This is a genomic window from Aulosira sp. FACHB-615 (genome assembly GCF_014698045.1).
GTDB lineage: Bacteria > Cyanobacteriota > Cyanobacteriia > Cyanobacteriales > Nostocaceae > Nostoc_B.
In genome coordinates this window covers 1-19,504 of sequence record NZ_JACJSE010000050.1, presented here as the reverse complement: position 1 = coordinate 19,504, position 19,504 = coordinate 1, and the positions used below count along the sequence as shown (strand labels likewise).

The 19,504-nt window shown below is 40.9% G+C and carries 18 protein-coding genes and 2 pseudogenes; 13 read left to right on the top strand and 7 right to left on the bottom strand.

From position 1 onward, the window contains the following. Positions 1-26: 26 nt before the first annotated feature. Together H6G77_RS33170 and H6G77_RS33165 are read right to left on the bottom strand one after the other, a co-directional pair. Complete coding sequence (locus tag H6G77_RS33170) at positions 27-4,811, bottom strand: filamentous hemagglutinin N-terminal domain-containing protein (protein WP_190873851.1); 4,785 nt, start codon at positions 4,809-4,811, stop codon at positions 27-29. A gap of 577 nt (positions 4,812-5,388) precedes the next feature. Beyond that, positions 5,389-5,553, bottom strand: a complete 165-nt coding sequence (locus H6G77_RS33165; RefSeq protein WP_190873850.1) for a hypothetical protein — start codon at positions 5,551-5,553, stop codon at positions 5,389-5,391. A gap of 329 nt (positions 5,554-5,882) precedes the next feature. Between H6G77_RS33165 and H6G77_RS33160 the strand changes: the two genes are divergently transcribed. The 12 genes from H6G77_RS33160 to H6G77_RS33105 all read left to right on the top strand — a co-directional run bounded on the left by H6G77_RS33160 (position 5,883) and on the right by H6G77_RS33105 (position 14,692). Next, positions 5,883-6,161: a hypothetical protein gene (locus tag H6G77_RS33160; RefSeq protein ID WP_242049391.1), complete on the top strand. Its 279-nt coding sequence runs from the start codon at positions 5,883-5,885 to the stop codon at positions 6,159-6,161. A 221-nt stretch (positions 6,162-6,382) separates the two neighbouring features. Continuing rightward, the gene (locus H6G77_RS33155; protein WP_190873848.1) at positions 6,383-7,372 is read left to right on the top strand and encodes a hypothetical protein; all 990 of its coding nucleotides are present in this window, start codon (positions 6,383-6,385) and stop codon (positions 7,370-7,372) included. A gap of 94 nt (positions 7,373-7,466) precedes the next feature. Next, positions 7,467-7,793 carry a hypothetical protein gene (locus H6G77_RS33150; RefSeq protein ID WP_190873847.1) on the top strand — a complete coding sequence of 109 codons (327 nt, stop codon included), beginning with the start codon at positions 7,467-7,469 and terminating at the stop codon, positions 7,791-7,793. Next, entirely contained in the window at positions 7,786-7,983 is a 198-nt protein-coding gene (locus tag H6G77_RS33145; protein ID WP_190873846.1) for a hypothetical protein, read from the top strand. Before H6G77_RS33150 ends, H6G77_RS33145 begins: the two co-directional genes overlap by 8 nt. A gap of 21 nt (positions 7,984-8,004) precedes the next feature. Next, entirely contained in the window at positions 8,005-8,202 is a 198-nt protein-coding gene (locus H6G77_RS33140) for a hypothetical protein (RefSeq protein WP_190873845.1), read from the top strand. Positions 8,203-8,491: 289 nt separating this feature from the next. Next, positions 8,492-8,692 (top strand): hypothetical protein, encoded by a 201-nt coding sequence (locus tag H6G77_RS33135; protein ID WP_190873844.1) that lies wholly within the window; start codon positions 8,492-8,494, stop codon positions 8,690-8,692. A gap of 61 nt (positions 8,693-8,753) precedes the next feature. Next, positions 8,754-9,152: a hypothetical protein gene (locus H6G77_RS33130; protein WP_190873843.1), complete on the top strand. Its 399-nt coding sequence runs from the start codon at positions 8,754-8,756 to the stop codon at positions 9,150-9,152. Then, complete coding sequence (locus tag H6G77_RS33125; protein ID WP_190873842.1) at positions 9,149-9,403, top strand: hypothetical protein; 255 nt, start codon at positions 9,149-9,151, stop codon at positions 9,401-9,403. Before H6G77_RS33130 ends, H6G77_RS33125 begins: the two co-directional genes overlap by 4 nt. Then, the gene (locus H6G77_RS33120; protein WP_190873841.1) at positions 9,400-9,858 is read left to right on the top strand and encodes a DUF1392 domain-containing protein; all 459 of its coding nucleotides are present in this window, start codon (positions 9,400-9,402) and stop codon (positions 9,856-9,858) included. The genes H6G77_RS33125 and H6G77_RS33120 overlap by 4 nt, the downstream gene beginning before the upstream one ends. Before the next feature lie 95 nt (positions 9,859-9,953). Beyond that, complete coding sequence (locus H6G77_RS33115; protein WP_190873840.1) at positions 9,954-10,688, top strand: BRO family protein; 735 nt, start codon at positions 9,954-9,956, stop codon at positions 10,686-10,688. A gap of 90 nt (positions 10,689-10,778) precedes the next feature. Then, positions 10,779-11,219, top strand: a complete 441-nt coding sequence (locus H6G77_RS33110; protein ID WP_190873839.1) for a hypothetical protein — start codon at positions 10,779-10,781, stop codon at positions 11,217-11,219. A 122-nt stretch (positions 11,220-11,341) separates the two neighbouring features. Next, entirely contained in the window at positions 11,342-14,692 is a 3,351-nt protein-coding gene (locus tag H6G77_RS33105) for a plasmid replication protein, CyRepA1 family (RefSeq protein ID WP_190873838.1), read from the top strand. Between the two features lie 73 nt (positions 14,693-14,765). Here the strand turns inward: H6G77_RS33105 and arr are convergent, their stop codons facing one another. From arr to H6G77_RS33090, 4 genes and pseudogenes are all read right to left on the bottom strand, one after another. Beyond that, entirely contained in the window at positions 14,766-15,236 is a 471-nt protein-coding gene (gene arr, locus H6G77_RS36695; protein ID WP_396019831.1) for an NAD(+)--rifampin ADP-ribosyltransferase, read from the bottom strand. Between the two features lie 275 nt (positions 15,237-15,511). Then, positions 15,512-15,847 (bottom strand): annotated as a pseudogene (gene tumE / locus H6G77_RS36075) (toxin TumE); the annotation flags it as partial. 109 nt (positions 15,848-15,956) lie between these two features. After that, on the bottom strand, positions 15,957-16,928 hold the full coding sequence (locus tag H6G77_RS33095) for an alpha/beta fold hydrolase (RefSeq protein ID WP_190873860.1): 972 nt from the start codon (positions 16,926-16,928) through the stop codon (positions 15,957-15,959). A gap of 178 nt (positions 16,929-17,106) precedes the next feature. Further along, positions 17,107-18,312 carry a glutathione S-transferase family protein gene (locus H6G77_RS33090; RefSeq protein ID WP_190595130.1) on the bottom strand — a complete coding sequence of 402 codons (1,206 nt, stop codon included), beginning with the start codon at positions 18,310-18,312 and terminating at the stop codon, positions 17,107-17,109. Between the two features lie 201 nt (positions 18,313-18,513). On the opposite strand from H6G77_RS33090, the gene H6G77_RS33085 reads away from it, so the two are divergent. Continuing rightward, the gene (locus H6G77_RS33085) at positions 18,514-19,038 is read left to right on the top strand and encodes a plasmid pRiA4b ORF-3 family protein (protein ID WP_190595131.1); all 525 of its coding nucleotides are present in this window, start codon (positions 18,514-18,516) and stop codon (positions 19,036-19,038) included. A gap of 192 nt (positions 19,039-19,230) precedes the next feature. On the opposite strand, the pseudogene H6G77_RS33080 reads toward H6G77_RS33085, so the two are convergent. Next, positions 19,231-19,389 (bottom strand): annotated as a pseudogene (locus H6G77_RS33080) (DUF938 domain-containing protein); the annotation flags it as partial. Positions 19,390-19,504: the final 115 nt, after the last annotated feature.

The following is a 19,504-nucleotide window of genomic DNA, read 5'->3' as shown; positions in this document are numbered from 1 at the left end:
AAAATTTAAAAACCTACTTAATTTTACTATTGACAAGGAGGTGCAAATTTAACCAAACTGCTAAATGACCGAGTATTAGTAACAGTTTTCTTGTCATCAAAGTGAAAAGTAACTTTTGACCAATCTATCAAGTTAAATAAATCAACACTTAATGCTTCATCCGGTCTTGGTGGTAAACCTCCTTTACCAATGGTATAAAACTGAACAGCTTCTTTATTTTCAACAATTTGGCAGCCTTCAGATATCGTAGGATTTGGTCGTGCATCTGGTAATTCCGTTAACCCATTTGTGGGGTCAGCGTTAATTGTAAAGTTAATAGCCACTTCACCATTAATCCCAAATTCTGAACTAGCAGTGATATCACTAAAAAGAGTTGGAAAACTTGGCTCTTGAATGCCAAATATGCGTTGAGTAGTGATATCAACCCTACCACCATTACCTGTAAACGCATTAGCAGTAATATCGCTATTTTCACTGGGAACAGCTACAATAAAGCCATTTCTGGCATTGATGAAAATATTGCCACCATTACCCCCAAATTGCTGATTTCCTGCCGTAGTCGATATTTGACTACCATGCCGCAACAATAATAAATCATCTATACTTAGATTAATATTTCCCCCTGTATTACTTCTGGTTTGTGCAGAAATACTTCCATTGTCTAGAAACAGATAACCTGCTTGCAGATTAATATCACCACCAATTCCTTCACCCTGGCTATTGACAGCAATTGTCGCCCCATCTCGAATAATTAATCTTTGAGGGTCAATGTCAATCCCACCTCCATTACCAGTAGAACCATTTTCTGTATTAGCAAAAAGTCCGCTATCTCTTCCTGAAAGTATCAATTGATTTGGGATTTGTAAAGTAATATTCCCAGCTTTTTGTGCTTGAAATGTGGTAGTTCGTAACTGTCCTCCTGAATTAATTTCTAATTGTGGAGAATTAATTGTTATATTCCCAGCCGCCCCAGTTTTACTTTCAGTTTGAGCAAAAATGCCACTGGCAAATCTCCCATTAACGGAGTTACTTTGAATATTAGGGGTATCTAGAGAAATCTGAAGTTGGTAACTCTGTGGTCTTGCAGTTGTAGATACTTCTAAAAAATAAGTTCCAGGCTGAGTGAACACATACCTAAGATAAGAATCAGGACTGAAAATAGTATTAGAACCAGCACCAGGATTATTAATATCTCCCGGAGCTAACTGACTCCCTGCGGCACCAAAAATCACAGGAGCATCATTGTTAGATGCTAATCTTACCCCTGCATTATTATAAAGAGAAATTCGTGTATCTATACTGCCGGTTGTATTTCCAGATTTAAACCCATTATCGATATCAAAAATGCCCCTAGTACCTGGAGTAACTTCAAAAGAATAAATATCAACTGATGTAGGATTAGAACCTTGTCCTGATATAGATACATAAGGAATTCTAGTAGAGAACTCAACATCAGGATTGACATTATTAATTGGGTCTATCGAAAAATCTTCATTTGAGAGTCTCTGTGCTTGAGAAAATGAATTGTTTGCTTCTACTTCCGCAACTGGTCTGAAGATTCTCCTCTGAACATTATTTATTGGTTGAGCAGCACTAGCAGAATTGTTATTAACACCGGAAATGATGACTCCTTCTTTAGCATTAACTGTAATATCACCAGCATTCCCAATGCCAAAGGTATTCGTAAGTATTTGTCCTCCATTACTCAGTTCAAGTTTATTCGCCTGAATAATCACATTACCAGCATTCCCTCCTGCTTGTTGGTTAACAAATGTACTAATGTTACTCCCATCCAGCAGGCTAAGATTTCCTTGAGCAGTTACCGCAACTTGACCTCCATTACCATTCCCAGCAGTAATGCTAAAAATAGAACTGTTGTTCTTTAGAGAAATAGAGTTATTAGTGTTCAGGCTCACATTACCTGCGTTACCATCCCAAAAAGTAGCACTATCAATAAAAGAAAAATTATCTAAACTGACAGAATCAGCTTGAATTTCAATGTTACCCCCACTTCCGATTCCTCCCGGTTCGAGAGAAGTAAATAGACGACTTCTATCTAGAACAACTTCGCCAGGAGTATTGATTATAATATTTCCGCCTTGTCCTGTTCCTGAAGAGAGGGTAGTTGTAATATCTGTATTATTTAAAAAAACAGAATCAGCATTAATTTTAATGTCACCACCCTGACCGTCACCAAATACATTACTGTTGATTAAGGCATTGTTGATAGCGAATCTTCCAGATTGAACATTGAATAAAATCTGACCCCCATCTCCACTACCAGAAACATCTACAACAGGTGAATTAGCACCTACACCAATAGTAATATTCTTTTCCGCAGTCAGGTTGATATTGCCGCGTTTTGTATTGCTAGATGCAATTATATTTCCAGCAATAATTGACCCATCTGTACTTTCTACAGTGATACTGCCACTGCTTCCTGGTGTATCTCTACCTGTCAAAGAACTAGAAGTTAAGAAGTTTGTTGTAATGTCATTCTTAGCAGTGAGTTTAATTATTCCACCATTACCTGCTCTACCTCGACCTCTAGAATCTGAGAAAGTATTTACAGAAAATGTGTCAATACTTCCTTGAAGAGCTTGAAGTGTAATATCTGCACCATTACCTGCTGCTTGGCAACTTCCTTGACAACTTCCAAAAACTCGTGAGAAATTACCTACTTGATTAACAAAAATATCACCTGTTTTACTAATAACTCGTATATTTCCACCATTACCTGCACTCCCATTACCAAAAACTTGAGAATTAGTACCTATACTTCCTTGAAATGTCAATTGCCCGTTTGAATTTGTGATACTAACGTTACCATTACTGATAATATCAACTATTCCACCATTACCAGCATTACCATTGCCTCCAATCTGTGACCATGCAACAATTGCACCTGCGGAATTATTTGTTCTGAGTTCAACATCACCGCCACTGTTGATAGTAATATTTCCAGCATTGCCAGTACTGCATCTAACAGTTGTACAATTACCGCGAACTTGAGAGTAAGATCGCAAGAAAACAGATTTAAAATCTCCACCACTTTCAATAATAAAGTTTCCACCCTTTCCTGTGTTTCCATTACCTATAACTTCCGAAACAGATGTTATTCTATCTGTAATAATGTTGCCTTGAGTGCTTTTGAGAGTGATTGTACCTGCATTACCTGTAGTACCATTTCTCAAAACCTGAGAATTAGCATTGAGAAAGTTATTAGTAGTAATACCATCATTAGCAGTGATGCTAATATTTCCACCATTTCCTGAGATACCATTATTTTGTACTTCAGAAAATGTCAGTATTAATCCTTCGCTTCTAATACTTCCCGTAGTACTTTCAAGCTTAATTGCTCCACCATTTCCAGCCGTTCCATTTCCAGCCGTTCCATCTCGTAATCGACCAACACGAGAAAAAGCTGCTAGAGTACCTTTAGTTGTAATATTTCCTCCCGTCGTGATAAAAGTGATAGAACCTGCATTACCTGAATCACTATTACCTCTAACCTGAGATAGAGAGGATACGACACCAGAAGTAGTAATGTTACCACCAGCTTTCAGGATAATGTCTCCGCTATTTATTGGACTAAGATTATCGCCTGCGACTAAAGAGTCAGCCCTAATTCCATTATTGATAGTTATATTTCTCCCACTATTAATATAAATAGATCCGGGAGTTCCTTGAATAAAAGAATCTGTTCTTATTGCTCCATAGGCAATAAAATTTCCACTACTTTTAACATTTATATCCCCACTAATTATTCCAGAAGTAGTTAAGTTATCACTAGAAGCAAACGCTGGATTGCCTATAGAAATATCACCGTTAGTGGCAATTAAGTTAATATTTCCTCCATTACGTACAGGTGTAAGTGTACTAATATTTCCTAAATTTAGATTTGCTCCGGAAATAGTAACATCTGCCCCAGCAGAGCTAATAGTCTGGTTTGTATCCATCCTAAAAGAACCTCTGCCATTCTTATCCGCGTCTGCCAAGAATGTAATTGAATCAGGGCTAATTAAGTTTAGTGTAAATCCAGAAGCAATAGTAATATTATCAGTTGCTTCTAGTAAAATATTTCCCCTGGTAAATCGAAGAAGATTTTGCTCAGAAGAACTATTTTGAGTAGCAAGAATTTGTATATCTGCGCTACTAGATTCATTCGATGAAGCATTATTTATAATTTCAAGATTATTACCAATTAGATTAATATTTTGTTTTGCTCCAGGTAAATTTATCTGATTATTAATAGCTCCTGGCTCTTTTCCTTCAAATATCACACCAATGGGAGCTTTAACATCGATCTCTAATAATGGTGGTGCTTGAGGATTAGTAGCACTGAAAAGTTGGCCATTAGTGAAAATTAGGCTATTTGCTGTACTACCAACAAATGAACCCTTGATATCTAATTTTGCATCTGCACCAAAAATAATGCCATTAGGATTGATGAAAAATAAATTGGCATTACCCAACACACCCAACGTTCCAAATAAACGAGAAGAGTTGTTTCCTGTTACCCGACTAAAAATATTTTCAATCTGGACTGGGTTAGCGAAATCAACACGTCTTCCCTGATCAATATTAAATTCCTGGAAACTGTGAAATAGACTAGATCCGCGAATTGCGCCACCATCAATTCGCTCACTTGTACTACTGGTAGGTGTAACGATAGATGTCTCATTTCCAAGAGTAGTATCTGGAGTAATTTGAGCCAGAGAGCTTTTCTCAAAAATAATAGTTATTCCACAAAATGCTAAAGAGATAGCTATGCCTAAACTTTTAAACGTAGCCTTCCAATCTGCAACCATATTAAAATAATTCCCCAATTAAGCCATTTTAAAAACCAAGAAGGGAACACAAATTAGCTCATGACTTTACATCTTTACTACTATTAATGAACTACTTATTTATCCTGCCAGCAAGTAACAGGCTACATAAATTCAAATTTAGTAGTCGTGAGTAGAGTTTTTAATCAAAATAAAGAAACTACATTTTACAGCAGTTATACACAGAAAAGCATTGAAAAGAATAATATCAGTCCCAGTAGATTTACGATAGTACTTGTTCTTACAAAAATCAAAGCTGTGTAGTAAAATATTTACCTTTTCCTTATCCAGTATTCATTTAAGCGTTTACAGTGAAATTTTTACTTAGAATTTTTTGCTAAAAAATAGTAATATTTGTTCATAAATTTTTCAATTTAACAGCATTTTACGCATCACTTAGTCTGTTACCAAAAGAATAGACATCTGCAATACCTCACTTCAGGAACCAAACCGTGCAGTATCTGATGAATTGCTTGGTGCAATCCTGTGTGGTCATCCGTCATCCCTGCGTAGGCAATCGCTGTTTGTAGGTACTACAGCAAACTCACGTTAACTAGCCTTACAACACCATCAGTACATTTGCCAGCACCGCAATTTGTCGCGCCACCAGTTGCTTCGCTTCGTTAACTGACCCATGCCGCAATTCATGAATGGCTTGGTGTAGTCCCGTGTGGGCGTTAGTTGCAGCGTTGATTGCTGTTTGTAAAGTTTGTGGATTTGTCACCTCTACGAAGCCCTTTTAAAATAAGAATTTTTGTATGTCTACTCATCCTTTATTAATAGGTACTAATCATCCTATGAGTACCTATTAAATAAGTACTGTACCTATTTCATCTGCCAACGCGCATCCAGGTCACACCCTAGACATTCGTTGCAAAAGCGATCGCACAACTTCACATCGGGCGATCGCTTTTAGTTGTGAGGTAATCGCAACTAAAAGTACAGCTTTACCAAATACTGGAAAGCTTTTACTATGAGTGATTTACTCTTTACTAGCATCACTTTATCAATTATATTATGAGTACGTCAAGTGGCACTAGTAAAGAATATATTATGTTGGAATTAGATTTAATTACTACTGTCGCGTGGAAACCAGCTTTTGGAGAAAAGTTGAAGCAAATGCGTGGAAAGGTTTCTAGGCGTTCTCTTGCTGAGGAAATTCAAGCTCAGTTTGATTATAGAGTTTCTCAGCAATATATTCAGCTTTTGGAGAATCCTAATATGCCAAAAGCACCGCAAAACGTGTCTTTTCAATTGCTGAGGTATATTTGTCAGGTACTTGGGCATGATGTACAAGAAATTTTTGGTTCTCCTAAAATAATATCTCAATAATTTATAAGCACCACTTGATTTTTATAAGTGACACTAGTAAATTAATAAGTATGAGTTTCAGCTTTGCTGAACTGGAATGAGAGACAAGCTCAAAGCAAAAGAGCGCAGTGCTAGTAACACAACGCTCTTGTACTCATCCAAACCAAAAGCGACCGCCGTACCGTGGAAAGTCTGCGATCGCCTTTTGAAAAACCCATACACTCGTACAGGGAATCTTAATCATGACACACGTAACCTTCAGCCAACAACAGCTGCAACAGAAAACCATAGAGCAGCTGAGACAAACGTATGCCGAAATCGGCTGTACAGTAGCGGTACAGGACAAACGCCGCAGAGAATCATGGATTAGAGCGATCACACAGTACCAAGCAAATAAGATCCAAAAAATCGCCCAGTCCGAACTCAACAGCCACCTCGCAACCCAAGCCGAAGCAATAGCCTCCGAATTCACCACCGTCGAGATCAACGATCACCATTTTGAAATTTACGCTGGCAAATGGCTTGTGGCGTACATCAGCTACGATTACAGCGACTTTATCACACAACGCTGGGTGGTAATGGTCAACGGCGAAGAGGTTTTCCGCCACAGCACCCAAGCTCAGTGTCACCGCTACATTAACTGGCACTACAAAGACGGAAGCCTGAACCCTCAACCTAGCGCAGATGTACCAGAAGTTCCCTTTATTTCCGAAGTCTGTTTCTTCGACCAAGAGGCTTTGGTAGGCGGTGAGTTGATTGCCAGCATAACCTACAACCACGACAACCACCAAAACCCCTACTGGCAGGTAATCATCAACGACTTGGAAATCTTCAGAGACATCACCCCAGCACGGTGTCACAGCTATATCAAACAGCAGTATCAAGCTGGCACTCTCCCCGTACAAGAACCATTCGAGGAACCATGCACTGATAACCGAACAATGGCACATATTTTCAACGAGTGCCAAAAGTACGGCTTTGAACCACTGGATGACGGTATTTACAAAGGCGACGTAAAACTGGGCGAAGTCGGGTACACCAACGGGAATTGGTGGGTTATCAAAGGCTGTTCTGGTCAGCAGTATTCTGATTCAGTGTTTGATGCTGTGCGATCGCTGTTGGTGTTAAGCGACTGCGAACAATTGCTAGACCAACCGTTTGAAATGTTAACTGCCCAAGACTGGCAACGGCTACGGGAGTATGAGCCAGTATCAGAATTAGTTGCAGCATAGAGTATTAGTTTCAAATATCACTATCTACATTCGGGACAGACCTCAGTAATTCTGTCCTACTTCCTCACCAATCACTTCATTCACCAACACAATTATGCAACCCACAATCAATATTCCTCAAAACTGGGACTATCCCCGCTTTACCTTTGGCGATCGCACACAACAGGGCATCATCCTTGGCATGGAGTACTACCTCCCCAACACCCCATTAGCCCACGAGTACGGTCACGGTTGGCGTTACGCTGTTATGCCTGATGACGGTTGCGATGAGATTAGGTATTACTTTGACGACCAACTCCAAACACTATCTATTGCAGAGGTACAGCAAAAATTACAAGCAGAAATTGACGAACATCAACAGCAAATTAAAGCACTTCAACAGCAACTAGTAGCTATCACAGGAGGTTCAACTGATGGCTAAAGTTGTCGATTATTACGTAGAACGAACTGCTGCCAGACTACTGCGATCGCTCAAAGGCTCTGGTGGTGCTATTCCTCTACACCAGATCCAGTTTTCTAACACAATCATTCAATACTTGCTTGACAAGAAACAGGCACAAATCAAGAACACTGGTCACGGCTTTTTGTTGGCAGTTGTCGAGAAATTTTAGTTCCAGAAGAGAGAAACTCAAATGGATTTACCAGATTTATTGCTATTAGTTGAATCTGCCCAATACTTGATAACTCAAATCGAAAAACATACCGATTACCAAGCACTTGATTATCAACCAGACTTAACAATAGGTGATGCTCAAACAGCACTTTCATATTTGAAATGCGAACTAGAAGATAATCAACAGCCTTTAGTTTTAACTGAGAGTTTAGATTGAGGAAGAAATTGCCTGAACAAGGATTTGCATTCAGGCAATTGCTAAGAGAATTAAGTACATCTTTTTACGACAAACCAATTATTACATATTCCGTAAGTTTGGAGGTTAAGGAATGAGTAACGAAATCAAACTAGGTCTAATATCTATGAGCGTCAAAGGCTGGAGCAGCTTGAAATAAGGAAAAAAGACTTGGGGCAGGAGTAAAAATACATCACCCTCAAATTTTACATTCTGCACCCATGTCTCTTTTTATTCCTATCTACCTCGATTAACTATACAGGGTTATCGCATGAAAGTCATTGTCACAGTAGTCGAAAAAATCACAAGCGAAGCTCACATTGAACTACCAGATGAGTTAACTAAAGAAGTTATCAAACAGCAGATATTAGACCTTTACAACAGTGGTCAAATGCAGACTGATTTGAATATTTTTCAAGTTGATTTTGAATCAATCAGCGCACGAATTGTTAACGAAGTTCAAGCAACATAAACAACCTAATATTCTCACAACACTTTTTCTCTTGTTGAGATGAAAAGTTGGAGGTAATAAAATGAGTGCTAAATGGTCTAAAGAAGAGATTGCCATTCTTGAAGAAAAGGCTGATTTTTACACCAAAGAGCAGATAGCCAGGATGTTAAAAAAGCAAGGTTATCATCGCTCAACTATGGCAATTAAGCTGAAGTTAAATCGTTTGGGTTATTCTACACGCCCCACACTTGATAACTATAGCTGCCAAGAAATTGCCAACGTCCTTTGCTTGAGTTTATCTACTCTCTGTCGTTGGATCAAGCGCGGATGGCTCAAAGCTAACAAGCGTTCTGCAAGCTGTTACCAAATCAGAACTTGGCATCTCAAAGAGTTTCTAGACAATCCACCACATCAAATTAAAGAGCGCATTGCCTCTCTTGAGCCTGAAGCCATTAACTATCTTGTGGGGAAGAAATTATGACTAAAACTTTGACTAATCCAGAAAATTACACCTGTCACCAAATCGCCAGTATTCTTTCGCTGAATTTATTAACTGTTCGCCACTGGATTCAAAGAGGCTGGCTCAAAGCAAATCAAAGTTGTCCCAAATATTATCAAGTCAAACCAGGGAATCTCAGACAATTTCTCGAAAACCCACCACATCAGATTAAAAAACGTATTTCATCTCTTGATTCCAAAGCTATTAATTATTTGTTGGGTAAAACAGTATGACAGAACAAATTACAGATTTAGAAAGATGCTGGTTTTTATCCCCACCTTGGGGACAAGCTATTCCACCTGTTGAAGTCAATGTGTTAGAGAAAGTCTACATCAAAGACAACAGAACATTCGGCTACTGCTGTGGAGTGCAATGGTATGGCAATTGCTGGAATTACATTATTGAGGTCAAAAATGATTTCATCTATGCAACCAAACATCAAATTATTGCCACGGGTAATATACAACCGAGGATTTTGAAAAAACCTTCTTTCGTGTTGGGAGAACGAGTACTGTTGAAAATTCCCAATCACGGTACAAAGCAAAGGCTAATTCTGGGGATTGAGCTAATCGAGAAGTCCTGGTTTTATCTGGTGGAGTTGGCATTACCCACTTTTGAACAACCACTCATCACCACCAATCGCTTTTCTTTGGTGCGCGAACAAGATTTAGTGCGGGTAAATGTCTAGGTGTTATAGCGTTTCCCCAAAGAAGTAGACAGAAGCAATTACACCTTGATGAAAGTTAGCAATTGCTTCTACCACTATTAAGCAAAAGGTATGTCATGTCTAATTTAGATAATTTTCATCAACTAAACAACAGTAGTCCTTTTGATAGCATTCGTCATGTCGATGACTTTGGACAAGAGTATTGGAATGCTAGAGAGTTAATGCCTCTACTGGGCTATTCTCGCTGGAACGATTTCAAACCCGTAATTGAAAGGGCTACTTTTGCTTGTAAAAATACGGGAAATGACGTAGAGGCGCACTTTTCAGGGTTGTTCCTGAAAAGTCAGGGGCGACCAGGACAAGATTACAAGCTCTCTCGTTACGGCGGATATTTAACTGCGATGAATGGCGATCCCAGAAAGTCAGAAATTGCCGCAGCGCAAAGTTATTTTGTTGTCAAAACGCACGAAGCTGAAACCCAATCTGGTCTAAAAGCCATGACCCAGATACAATTACTCGCCGCGATCGCACAACAGATGGCAGAACAAGAGCAACGTTTAATTCAACAGCAACAGCAGCAAGCCGAAATCTTGGAAAGGCTCAAAGCCGTCGAAGTTGAGCAAGACAGAGTAAATACTCCCTCCGGTCACAAGTACAGCATCGTGGGTTTCGCTAATCTTCAGGGTTTGGAAATATCTGCTAAAGAAGCCAGTACTAAGGGAAGAAAAGCCAGCGCATTATGTCGTAAGCAGGGCATAGAAATAGAGCGCATTCATGACCCCAGATTTGGCAGAGTCGGCTTGTATCCCGAAAGCATTTTGATTGAAGTTTTTTCAACTAGTCAAAAGTGAATTGCAACTCAGTTAAAGGTGTAGTGATTTCTTCTACTGCCAAGCATAGTTTCATCCATTTTCCGTCAATTAAAAGCAGAGTCATTCATCATGAAACAAGTCAAATCCCCTTATCTATTAAATCCAAAAACCACGAACTCTGATGTTACCTCTGCTCAAGCCGAAATGGAAAATTTAGAGGCATGGATTAGAAATTTTGTCTATTCATTTAGTCAAGGCAGATTGCAAAATCTTCTTTCCAAAGCCAAATTCTTGCGAAGACATGATGAGGCATGGAGATTTAACCCATTTCAGGTTGTTTCTGGTTTAGCAATTTTGATTACTTGCGATAGTTGGCAAGATTACAGACAGCTTGTTGCCAAACACAAACAACTCGCTTACAGAATCCGAAAGCTTGACCCACAAATAGACCTGTTAATGCTGATATCGCCTGACCTAACCATAGCTGAAATCACAATTCTTGCCACTGTCGAAAAGTTTATAGCCAAAGATTTCGAGAGGGAATTTCTTCTCTATGGCCGCAAAGACTGATACCAAGATCGCACTTCGCAATTAAAAACTTCCTAGTAATTTTTTGACCTGTTCTTTAACACTTTAAAGCGGTATGAGGGCATACCGCTAACTTTTTCGTGCGCGTATTTAACGAGGGGAATATGGATAATTACACTAATCAGTTAGCACCGCATCATTGGCAAGAATGGGTTGTTGGTTCAGCTGTTGACCCTACTCTTGTCGCGTTAAACGTGCGATCGCTCTCTGGTGATGAAATATATGAATATTTATTGTATGCCCTACCCCAAAACGCCCGACGAAACGATGGACGGTTACGAGATGGGTACTTACTTCGATATGCTGCCATGACCAGTTCTTGGTGGTCAAACGGACTCGACCCTCACAACGATTGGCAACCAATGGAATGGGGACGGGCGAAGCCTGATACTCCCAGATTTGAGGAGGAAGAGACAGGCAGGGGAGAGGCTACTGTCAATTCCCCCCGTAAGCCCATCAAATACGAATCCCCACCCAAAACTCCTAACCGCGTCACGTATTTTAGGGTTCCACTGCACATCTGGCAAAAAATATCCCTACGCTACGACGTGCCAATGCCCGATAACATTGTCATTACTCAAGAAGGTGAAGCTTTGGGATTCTGGGCTTGGGTGATGGAAAATCCCCAGATTCCAGTTTTTCTTACAGAAGGCGAAAAGAAAGCTGGTTGTATGCTGTCGTTGGGGTATGCAGCGATCGCACTTCCTGGCATTTGGAATGGTCGAGTTGGTAAGGAAGGTTTTGAACGGCTGCACCCTGACCTAGTGCCAATGGCCCAAGCCGAACGTAAATTCATCATTCTCTTTGACTACGAAACCAAACCCAAAACAAAATGGCAAGTCTTTCAAGCCACCCGCCGCACCGCCAACGTCATCACCCAACTTGGCTGCCAGTGTGAAGTGGCATTGTTACCAGGGCCAGAAAAAGGGATTGACGACTGGGTGGTGGCACTCTCGCATAAAGCCGAAAAAGCAGTGTCAGCCATGATTGCTGATGCCCTCACCCTGCAAGAATATCAGCAGAGGTTTTTCTTTAAAAAACCCAGAGGCTTGCACAAGTATAAGCCGGATGTGACTGTTAATACTCGCTATTTGTCCGAGGTCATCAAATCCTTCCCCAAATCTGGTGTTGTTGGTTTGGCTTCGGATATGGGTACTGGTAAAACTGAACTTATGTCCATTGTCAGACGAGATAACCCAGACTTAAGTTTTTTGAACAACGGGCATCGGGTGAACCTGCTCAAAAACCTCAGCGATCGCCTACTCACTGCGATGTATTCAGCGATCGCCGTTGGTGACTGGGCAAAAGCCAAAGCACTGAGCATCACGGTAGACTCTTTATATAAAATGGCGAATAATTTACAGGCTTACGACATTCTGTTTATAGACGAAGCTTGTCAGTACCTCGCCCACTTGCTCAAGTCCAAAACTTGCAAGGAACACCGGGGGGCTATTCTAGAAGTACTAGAATATCTCGTATACAACGCCAAGCTGGTTGTTTTGGCTGATGCTCACCTGGACGATACGACCATCGACTTTTTTATGAAGATGCGACCAGTGGGAGAACAGCCATACATCATCAAAAACGAGTATCGCTCTGGTGGTCGTCAAGTTCATTGGTACGAAGGTGAAGACAGTAGTGCCATAGTTGCCCAAATCCATCTTCAACTAATGTTGGGGAAAAAGCCGATGGTGGTGAGCGATAGTAAACGCTTCATCAAAAAGTTGGAACGCGCTTTAAATGAAGTAGCAGCACAGAGATCAATTCGCAATTCGCAGTTCGCAATTCCCAGTTTAGAGAATTGTGAATTACCAAAGGATATTACACCAGAATCAGAAGAAGACCGCCAGCTTAGGATCTGGACTATTCATTCGGAGAATAGTGGTAGTGAAGAAAACGTCATTTTTATCAGGGAGATTAACACGGCCATTCAAGATATTGACGCGCTGTTAATCACTCCCAGCCTTGGAACAGGTGTTGACATCTCCGCTTATCATTTTGATGTGATATTTGGTGTGTTTCATGCTGTGTCCCAGTCTGCCACCGAATGCGTTCAACAGTTGTGGCGGTATCGTCCCAATGTTCCAATGCACGTTTGGGTTGCTCCGCGTCCACCTTTTGGGTACGTTGAAACTAATGCCCGTCACATCAAAGAGAAGATTCTCCAGAAAAATGAAATGACTGCGTTTCTCATTCGTATTGACAAGGAAACGGGCAAGCGTGGTGCTGAGAAAGATTGGGCGTTAGATACCTCTTGCCAAATTGAAGCACAACGCAATTGGTCGATTAATAATTTACGTGCTGATTTGCGATCGCTGCTTGTTGAAATGGGCAATACGATTGTTAGCGCCGGGGACAATATGGATGAAGCTGCGCGGCACTTGATGAAGGCGGCGGGAAATGCCATTGATGCGGAGCATTATCGTAACGTTGCCAATGCTAAAGATATTGACAGGAGAACGTATACAGCCAGACAGCACCAAGATTATCTCAAGCCAGAAGAAGCTCTGGAGTGTGAGAAATTCCGTATTTGGGATACCTACGGGATGACTGTTACTCCTGAGTTGGTCGAGAAAGACGATGGTGGAAGGTTAATCAAAAAGTTGGTGGCGTTGGAAGCAATCTTGGCAGCACCGGGGCAAGCGATCGCCGACGAGCATGGGCGGGAGTTTGTTACGCCGCCTTTTGTTGTGGCAGAACGAGATAGGACGGAACGAGATCGCTTGCCCATCTGCACCGACTGGGGTAATCATTCCACTTCTTGGTTAATGCGCCACCGATTGGGGTTACGCGCAATACTGACTGATTTGATGGATGGGGTGGAGATTAAGGGCGATGAAGCGAGTATTGAAGCATTAGCAGATTTTTCCAAACGCAATGCACCACATATTAAAGGCATCCTCAACTTGACCATCCCTCTCGATGAGTCTCCGGTGTGGATTTTGAGTCAGTACTTGGGGCAACTGGCTTTAACTACCCAGTCGCGGCGGCCTACCGAGAATGGTCAACGGGTGCGGTATTACCGATTAAGTACTGAGGATGTTGCTTTTGCCCGTCAGGTGTTTGTGTATCGGCAATCACAGAAGGAAGAACGAGAACGGCGGCGGCTGGAGGAAAGTGAATCTCAGGCGGCGTATGCGGCTAGGATGCAGGCTATGTATGGTGTTAATGCCCCGTCCACGCCCCCCATTAATGTAAGTGGAAGTAATAATTGGGAGGGGGTGGACGGACAGGAAAATCCGATTGATTCGTGGTGGCAGCAAGTTAAATCTTATACTGCATTGGTCATGGAACGGGTGAAACATGGTGTGGGAGCAGTCAAAGAATTCCTCTCTAGCCTTAGCAGTGATGAAAGGTGGGGAGTGATGGTGGCTTTTGAGGAATCGGAGCCTGCGATGTTTGGGCAATTGGTGGCGGCGGCTCCCGATTGGGTGCAGTGGATGGCGGATGAATAAATGGTGAAACACCGCGCTAAATTTTGAATTTAGCGGTCTTCAATCGGTGAGCAGGGTGTGGGAATTTTAGAAACTAATTAATAATTTCTCCTTTGTTATTGGCCAACTTTTCACGCCATTTTTGGAGTTCTTCAGGTGTTTGTCTCACCCAATCTGTGACTTCGCCAACAATTTTTAATGGTGCTTGGGAGCGATATGAGCGTGTCGGATTGCCCGGAAATTTTTTGTCTGTAACATTCGGATCATTTTCAAACTCCCCTGTTGGTTCAACGATATAAACACGTTCACGGTTATCGCCTTTTGCTAATGCAGCTGCTAGTCCCGCCCCATTGACAAGGGCTGTGAAATAAATGTGATTCATTTTGAGTTCTCTTTTGTAATTAGAACTGCCCCCTGCTGTCAGCAAATCACCAAGGAGCAAATCGGCTTTCGTCCCATGATAGAAGGGGCCTTTGTCAGAAGGTTTATTCTGAAACGAAGTTGCTAATTCATAATTCTTTTTTGCCTTGTCAGGTGAGCTTAACTCTTCATAGCATTTGGCAATGTTTGAATATAGAGAAGGTATTGCACTCTTAACAGTGTCGTCATTTATTTTTAATGCCAACTGCAAAGCTATTTCGAGCCATTTTAATTTGTCGTCAACATTTTTTTGATATTGAGCTACATAGTGAGCTGAAATAAATTTTTCCAAGTCGTATGTCGCTTCGTTCCAGGCTTCTTGAAACAGTTTACTTGCTTCTTCTGGTTTGCCTTTTTCTTCCATGCCCATACCTTGAAGACAGAGTTTAACAACATTGTTGTTTGGGTTGAATTCCATAATTACTTTGTCTCGTAATGATCGTACGTTAATAACTCTGTTGCTTCTTTTAATACTTGAGTAATTTCAGGTTTGTCAGAACTTATCACATCATCTGGTAAATGCTTGTGGTGTGGAAAAGTAGAAAGATTGGGAAAGTGGGGGGTATTATCATAACGAAAAACTAGGCAACTTCGTTCATCTTGAAAATGGTAACGATAGTCGAGAAATTCTAGCTGATTGCCTGTGATTAATAAAGCTTCATTTATTTCTAACAAATGTGTCTGATTGAAGCGCAGTCTAATTCTTAAATTCGCCCGTTGTGATGTGAGAATTTCTTCTTCATAACGTTCTACATAAACATTCTGACACTAATGATTAAATGCCCATGAAACCCATAGTACGTCTGTTTCTTGGTCTTTGTAAAATATTGCCCATCAACAAGAATACGCTTGTTCGTTTTATAGCTTATTTATCAACCTTTTTTAAAATGAGCTTAATAGCACTCACGATTAACTCTGGTTGATCTATCCAAACAAAATGACCACTTTTTTTAGCATCAATTTGTACACAATCTGTAGATAAATTGAGAATTTTCTTGTGCATTTCCTCTCGTAAATTATTGGCAGCTTTCATAGGTAAAAGCATAGTCCAAACAGAAGGTTGAAAAAAAGTATGCGCTTTGATGCTAACTATAGGCAATGCCGCAAATTTTCTGGTTAACTGTAGTTGACGACTACTATTATTCAGGTTTAAGAGTTCCCGACTCATGGTAATCCAGTGCTTGGGACGGCAGAAAGAACGCTTAATTGGAAAGAGTGCTACTGGCGGAAATTTCATTAATTCTGGCTTGATAATTTCAAATGTACCCACCAATTTGAGTAATCTGATAATGCCCAAGATTGAGCCAAAAATTGACATAATAAAGCCAGAAACAAAAAATAGTTTCAAAGCTTGTAAATAGATAGACATTTTCAGCATATCTGTTTCATGGAGTCCATCAGTAAGTACCATACCTACTACTTTTGAAGGAAAATAATGAGCATATAAACGCACGTTATAACTACCAAAAGAATTGCCCACAAGAATATATGGTGGTGCAATTCCTGCTTGGGTGAGAAGGGTATCTAACTCAGTCACAATTTGCTGACTAGTGCGAGGATGAGGACTATGATTGCTCCATCCATACCCAGCACGATCATATATACAAACCCGTGTCAATTTAGCTATTTCTTGCACGAGTAAATAACCTTCCATTCCGCCTAAACTGTGTTCCAAAATCACAGTAGGGCTAGACTTTCCAGCCGTGTAGAGATGCAAGTGATATCCACCCACATCAATCAATTGTCCTGGCAGAGGTTCTCGATTTTCTCTTAAGCAGGCAATTGCCTGATAAAAAGTTGTAGCTAATAGTAGAAAAATTTCAACAGGAGATGGCATTGTATTCCTTTCGACTGCAATTTTTCGCCTTGCTTTCTGGGCAGCAAAGATTTTTTCTGCTGCTAAATCAATTTCTAGCCTATTTAAAAATGTGGAGTCCAGGGCAGAATTTATCACATATTTCGTCAGTACTTAACAACTGGGTACTTCGTGAAGGCTCAATTGACGAAAACCAAGCTTACTTTCTGGCAAAGTTAGACGGGTCTTGATCTCGTCGGTGCTGAGTCGGAATGGGATCTGGCTGTCCATTACCCACAAGGGCTGCTGTTTTCTCCAGTGATTCTCTCAATCGCTTGGCTGCGTAAATGGACATATCTCGCGGTACATTAATGCGATCGCGCAGATATCGTAGAGCGACATCAGAACCCAATGGAGGTATACATTCAACCCCGGTCATCATGTGTGTTAAAGCACAACGTAAGGCTTGATCAAACAAGCTATCATCTGAGGGGTTAACGCGGATAATATTGACGCGATGCTCAATAGTTCTTTGAAGAGCTTCCATGCGGGAATGTTCTGGTTCTGGATAAGTCACATCTGGTAGTCCGAACCAAGGGCCGCGATCCACCCGTTCTTTATTTAGAAGCATCTGGGTTTCGCCATTTTCCCAACAGCCTCCCATCTGGGGCGGCAAATCATGTACGTGGGTGTGAAAGTCGCTCTGAGTACCGCGATAGGTATCTCGGCTTTCCATTGCCGCAAACCATGCGCTCAAACGAGGGTTTTCCTCTCGCAGTGAGTAGCCCTTGTAGTAGTAAAGGCTGGCATTCATCCGTTCGAGATATGGCGTAAAAATGACATCGACGATGCCGAAGTTCTCTAGAAAATAAGGGCTTGATGTGCGCCCTAGAGCCTCCTCAACCTTAGCCACCACTGTAATAAATTGTTCTCGGTTGCGTTTTTCTTGTTGAGCGGAAATTACCGGATAGCACAGCCAAGCGCACCAAGCTCTAAATAAAAGTCGTTCTAATTGGCGTAGAGGCAGCACCGTGCGTTCTTCCATTCCTTGGTTCAATGGCCCAAAAACCTTTTCCAAAGCGATTAAAATATCATCACTTTCTTTAATAATCTTGCCATCTAGCTCAATTGCCGGGAGCATTCCTGATGCTACCTTACGTTTGTACCAACTTTCTTTCTCCCCGTAGCAGAACATTGTCACTTTTTCGATGCGGTAGGGTATCTGCTTTTCTTCTAGCCATAACCAAACTTTTTGACAGTAAGGACACCAAGCGTGGTTATCGCGGTACAGTGTTAAGCGCACTTCAGATTCCGGCTGACCAAACAAGCGCAACCTAGCTTTAGCATTGGTGAGACCATTAACAGTATCTATTTGATAGTTCGTGAGAGATTCTAGTTCTTGCCAGCTTAAGGGCGCGGTAGTCATAAAGTAAGTTGGGTAGGGCAATACTTAGAGCTTTTCTTGACTCTACAATATTTTGAATTTGGGCTACAACTATATTTGTTAGCTTGTTTCTTGCGAAGATGACTATGGTATGCTTTCGAGCAAATAGTGTTGATAGTCAAAGGTTAGATTTCCCTTAGCCGCGTAATACGCAATACTTATTATACCTTTCAAGCTCACAGTATGGCTAAAACGAAAAAATCAGACAGTATTTCCCAAAAAGCGGTTAGCTCTTCTCCAGATGCGCTATACGTGTTAGAGGTATTTTTAATTGACGGCCCAATTACAGAAGAATTTGCAGCAGACAATCCTGTGGTGTCTCGAACAATTGAGATTAAGGGCAGCAATACTTTAGCCCAACTGCATAAGATCATCTTCAAAGCATTTGATCGAGAAGATGAACATCTGTACGAATTTCAAGTTGGCGGCAGGGGGCCACAAGATCCAAATGCTAGACGCTACTGCTTAAAAGGAGCATTTTCCAGTTCCGACTTGTCACCAACACCTACAGGAGATGTTGCCCATACTACAATTGCGTCTTTGGGTTTATCGATTGATGATGCTTTTGGTTACTGGTTTGATTTTGGTGATGATTGGTGGCACCAGATTGATGTCCAAAGCATTTCAGACAAAGTTCCATCTGGCAAATATCCTAAAATCCGAGAGCGAGTCGGGCCTAGTCCACCTCAGTACGCTGATTTTGAATAACAGAGCAGAGAAAGCTGATTTATTTGAAAAATTACATTGTGAATAAATGTCAGTATGTCAAAACAATTCAAAGATTGGGTATTTCAACTAAATCTGTAACTCCATACTTGTTAGTAAGTAGTTGGTATTAGTTTATAGCGTTTTCCAGGCTACTGAAGTACACTTAAACCTTTTATATCAAAACAAGTAGCTTTAAAAACGTACCTCACTAGATCGAGAAACTCTATATGTTGTTTTCGCAGTTCGTTCAAATACTACCGAAAGATTATTTGCTGGCATTTGGTAAGTCTGCTTGAGAGTTAAATGCTCTGCCTTAGCTGCTGCAACTACATCATCTAAATTTCTCACTCCCCCAATACCGTAGCCAATTTACGAGGGTTCAACACCTGTAGAAACGGGATGAATACGTCCTAAAGAAGTAAGCTTGGCAAAAATCTGACTTAATAAAATAGGCTCAGGCATTTCA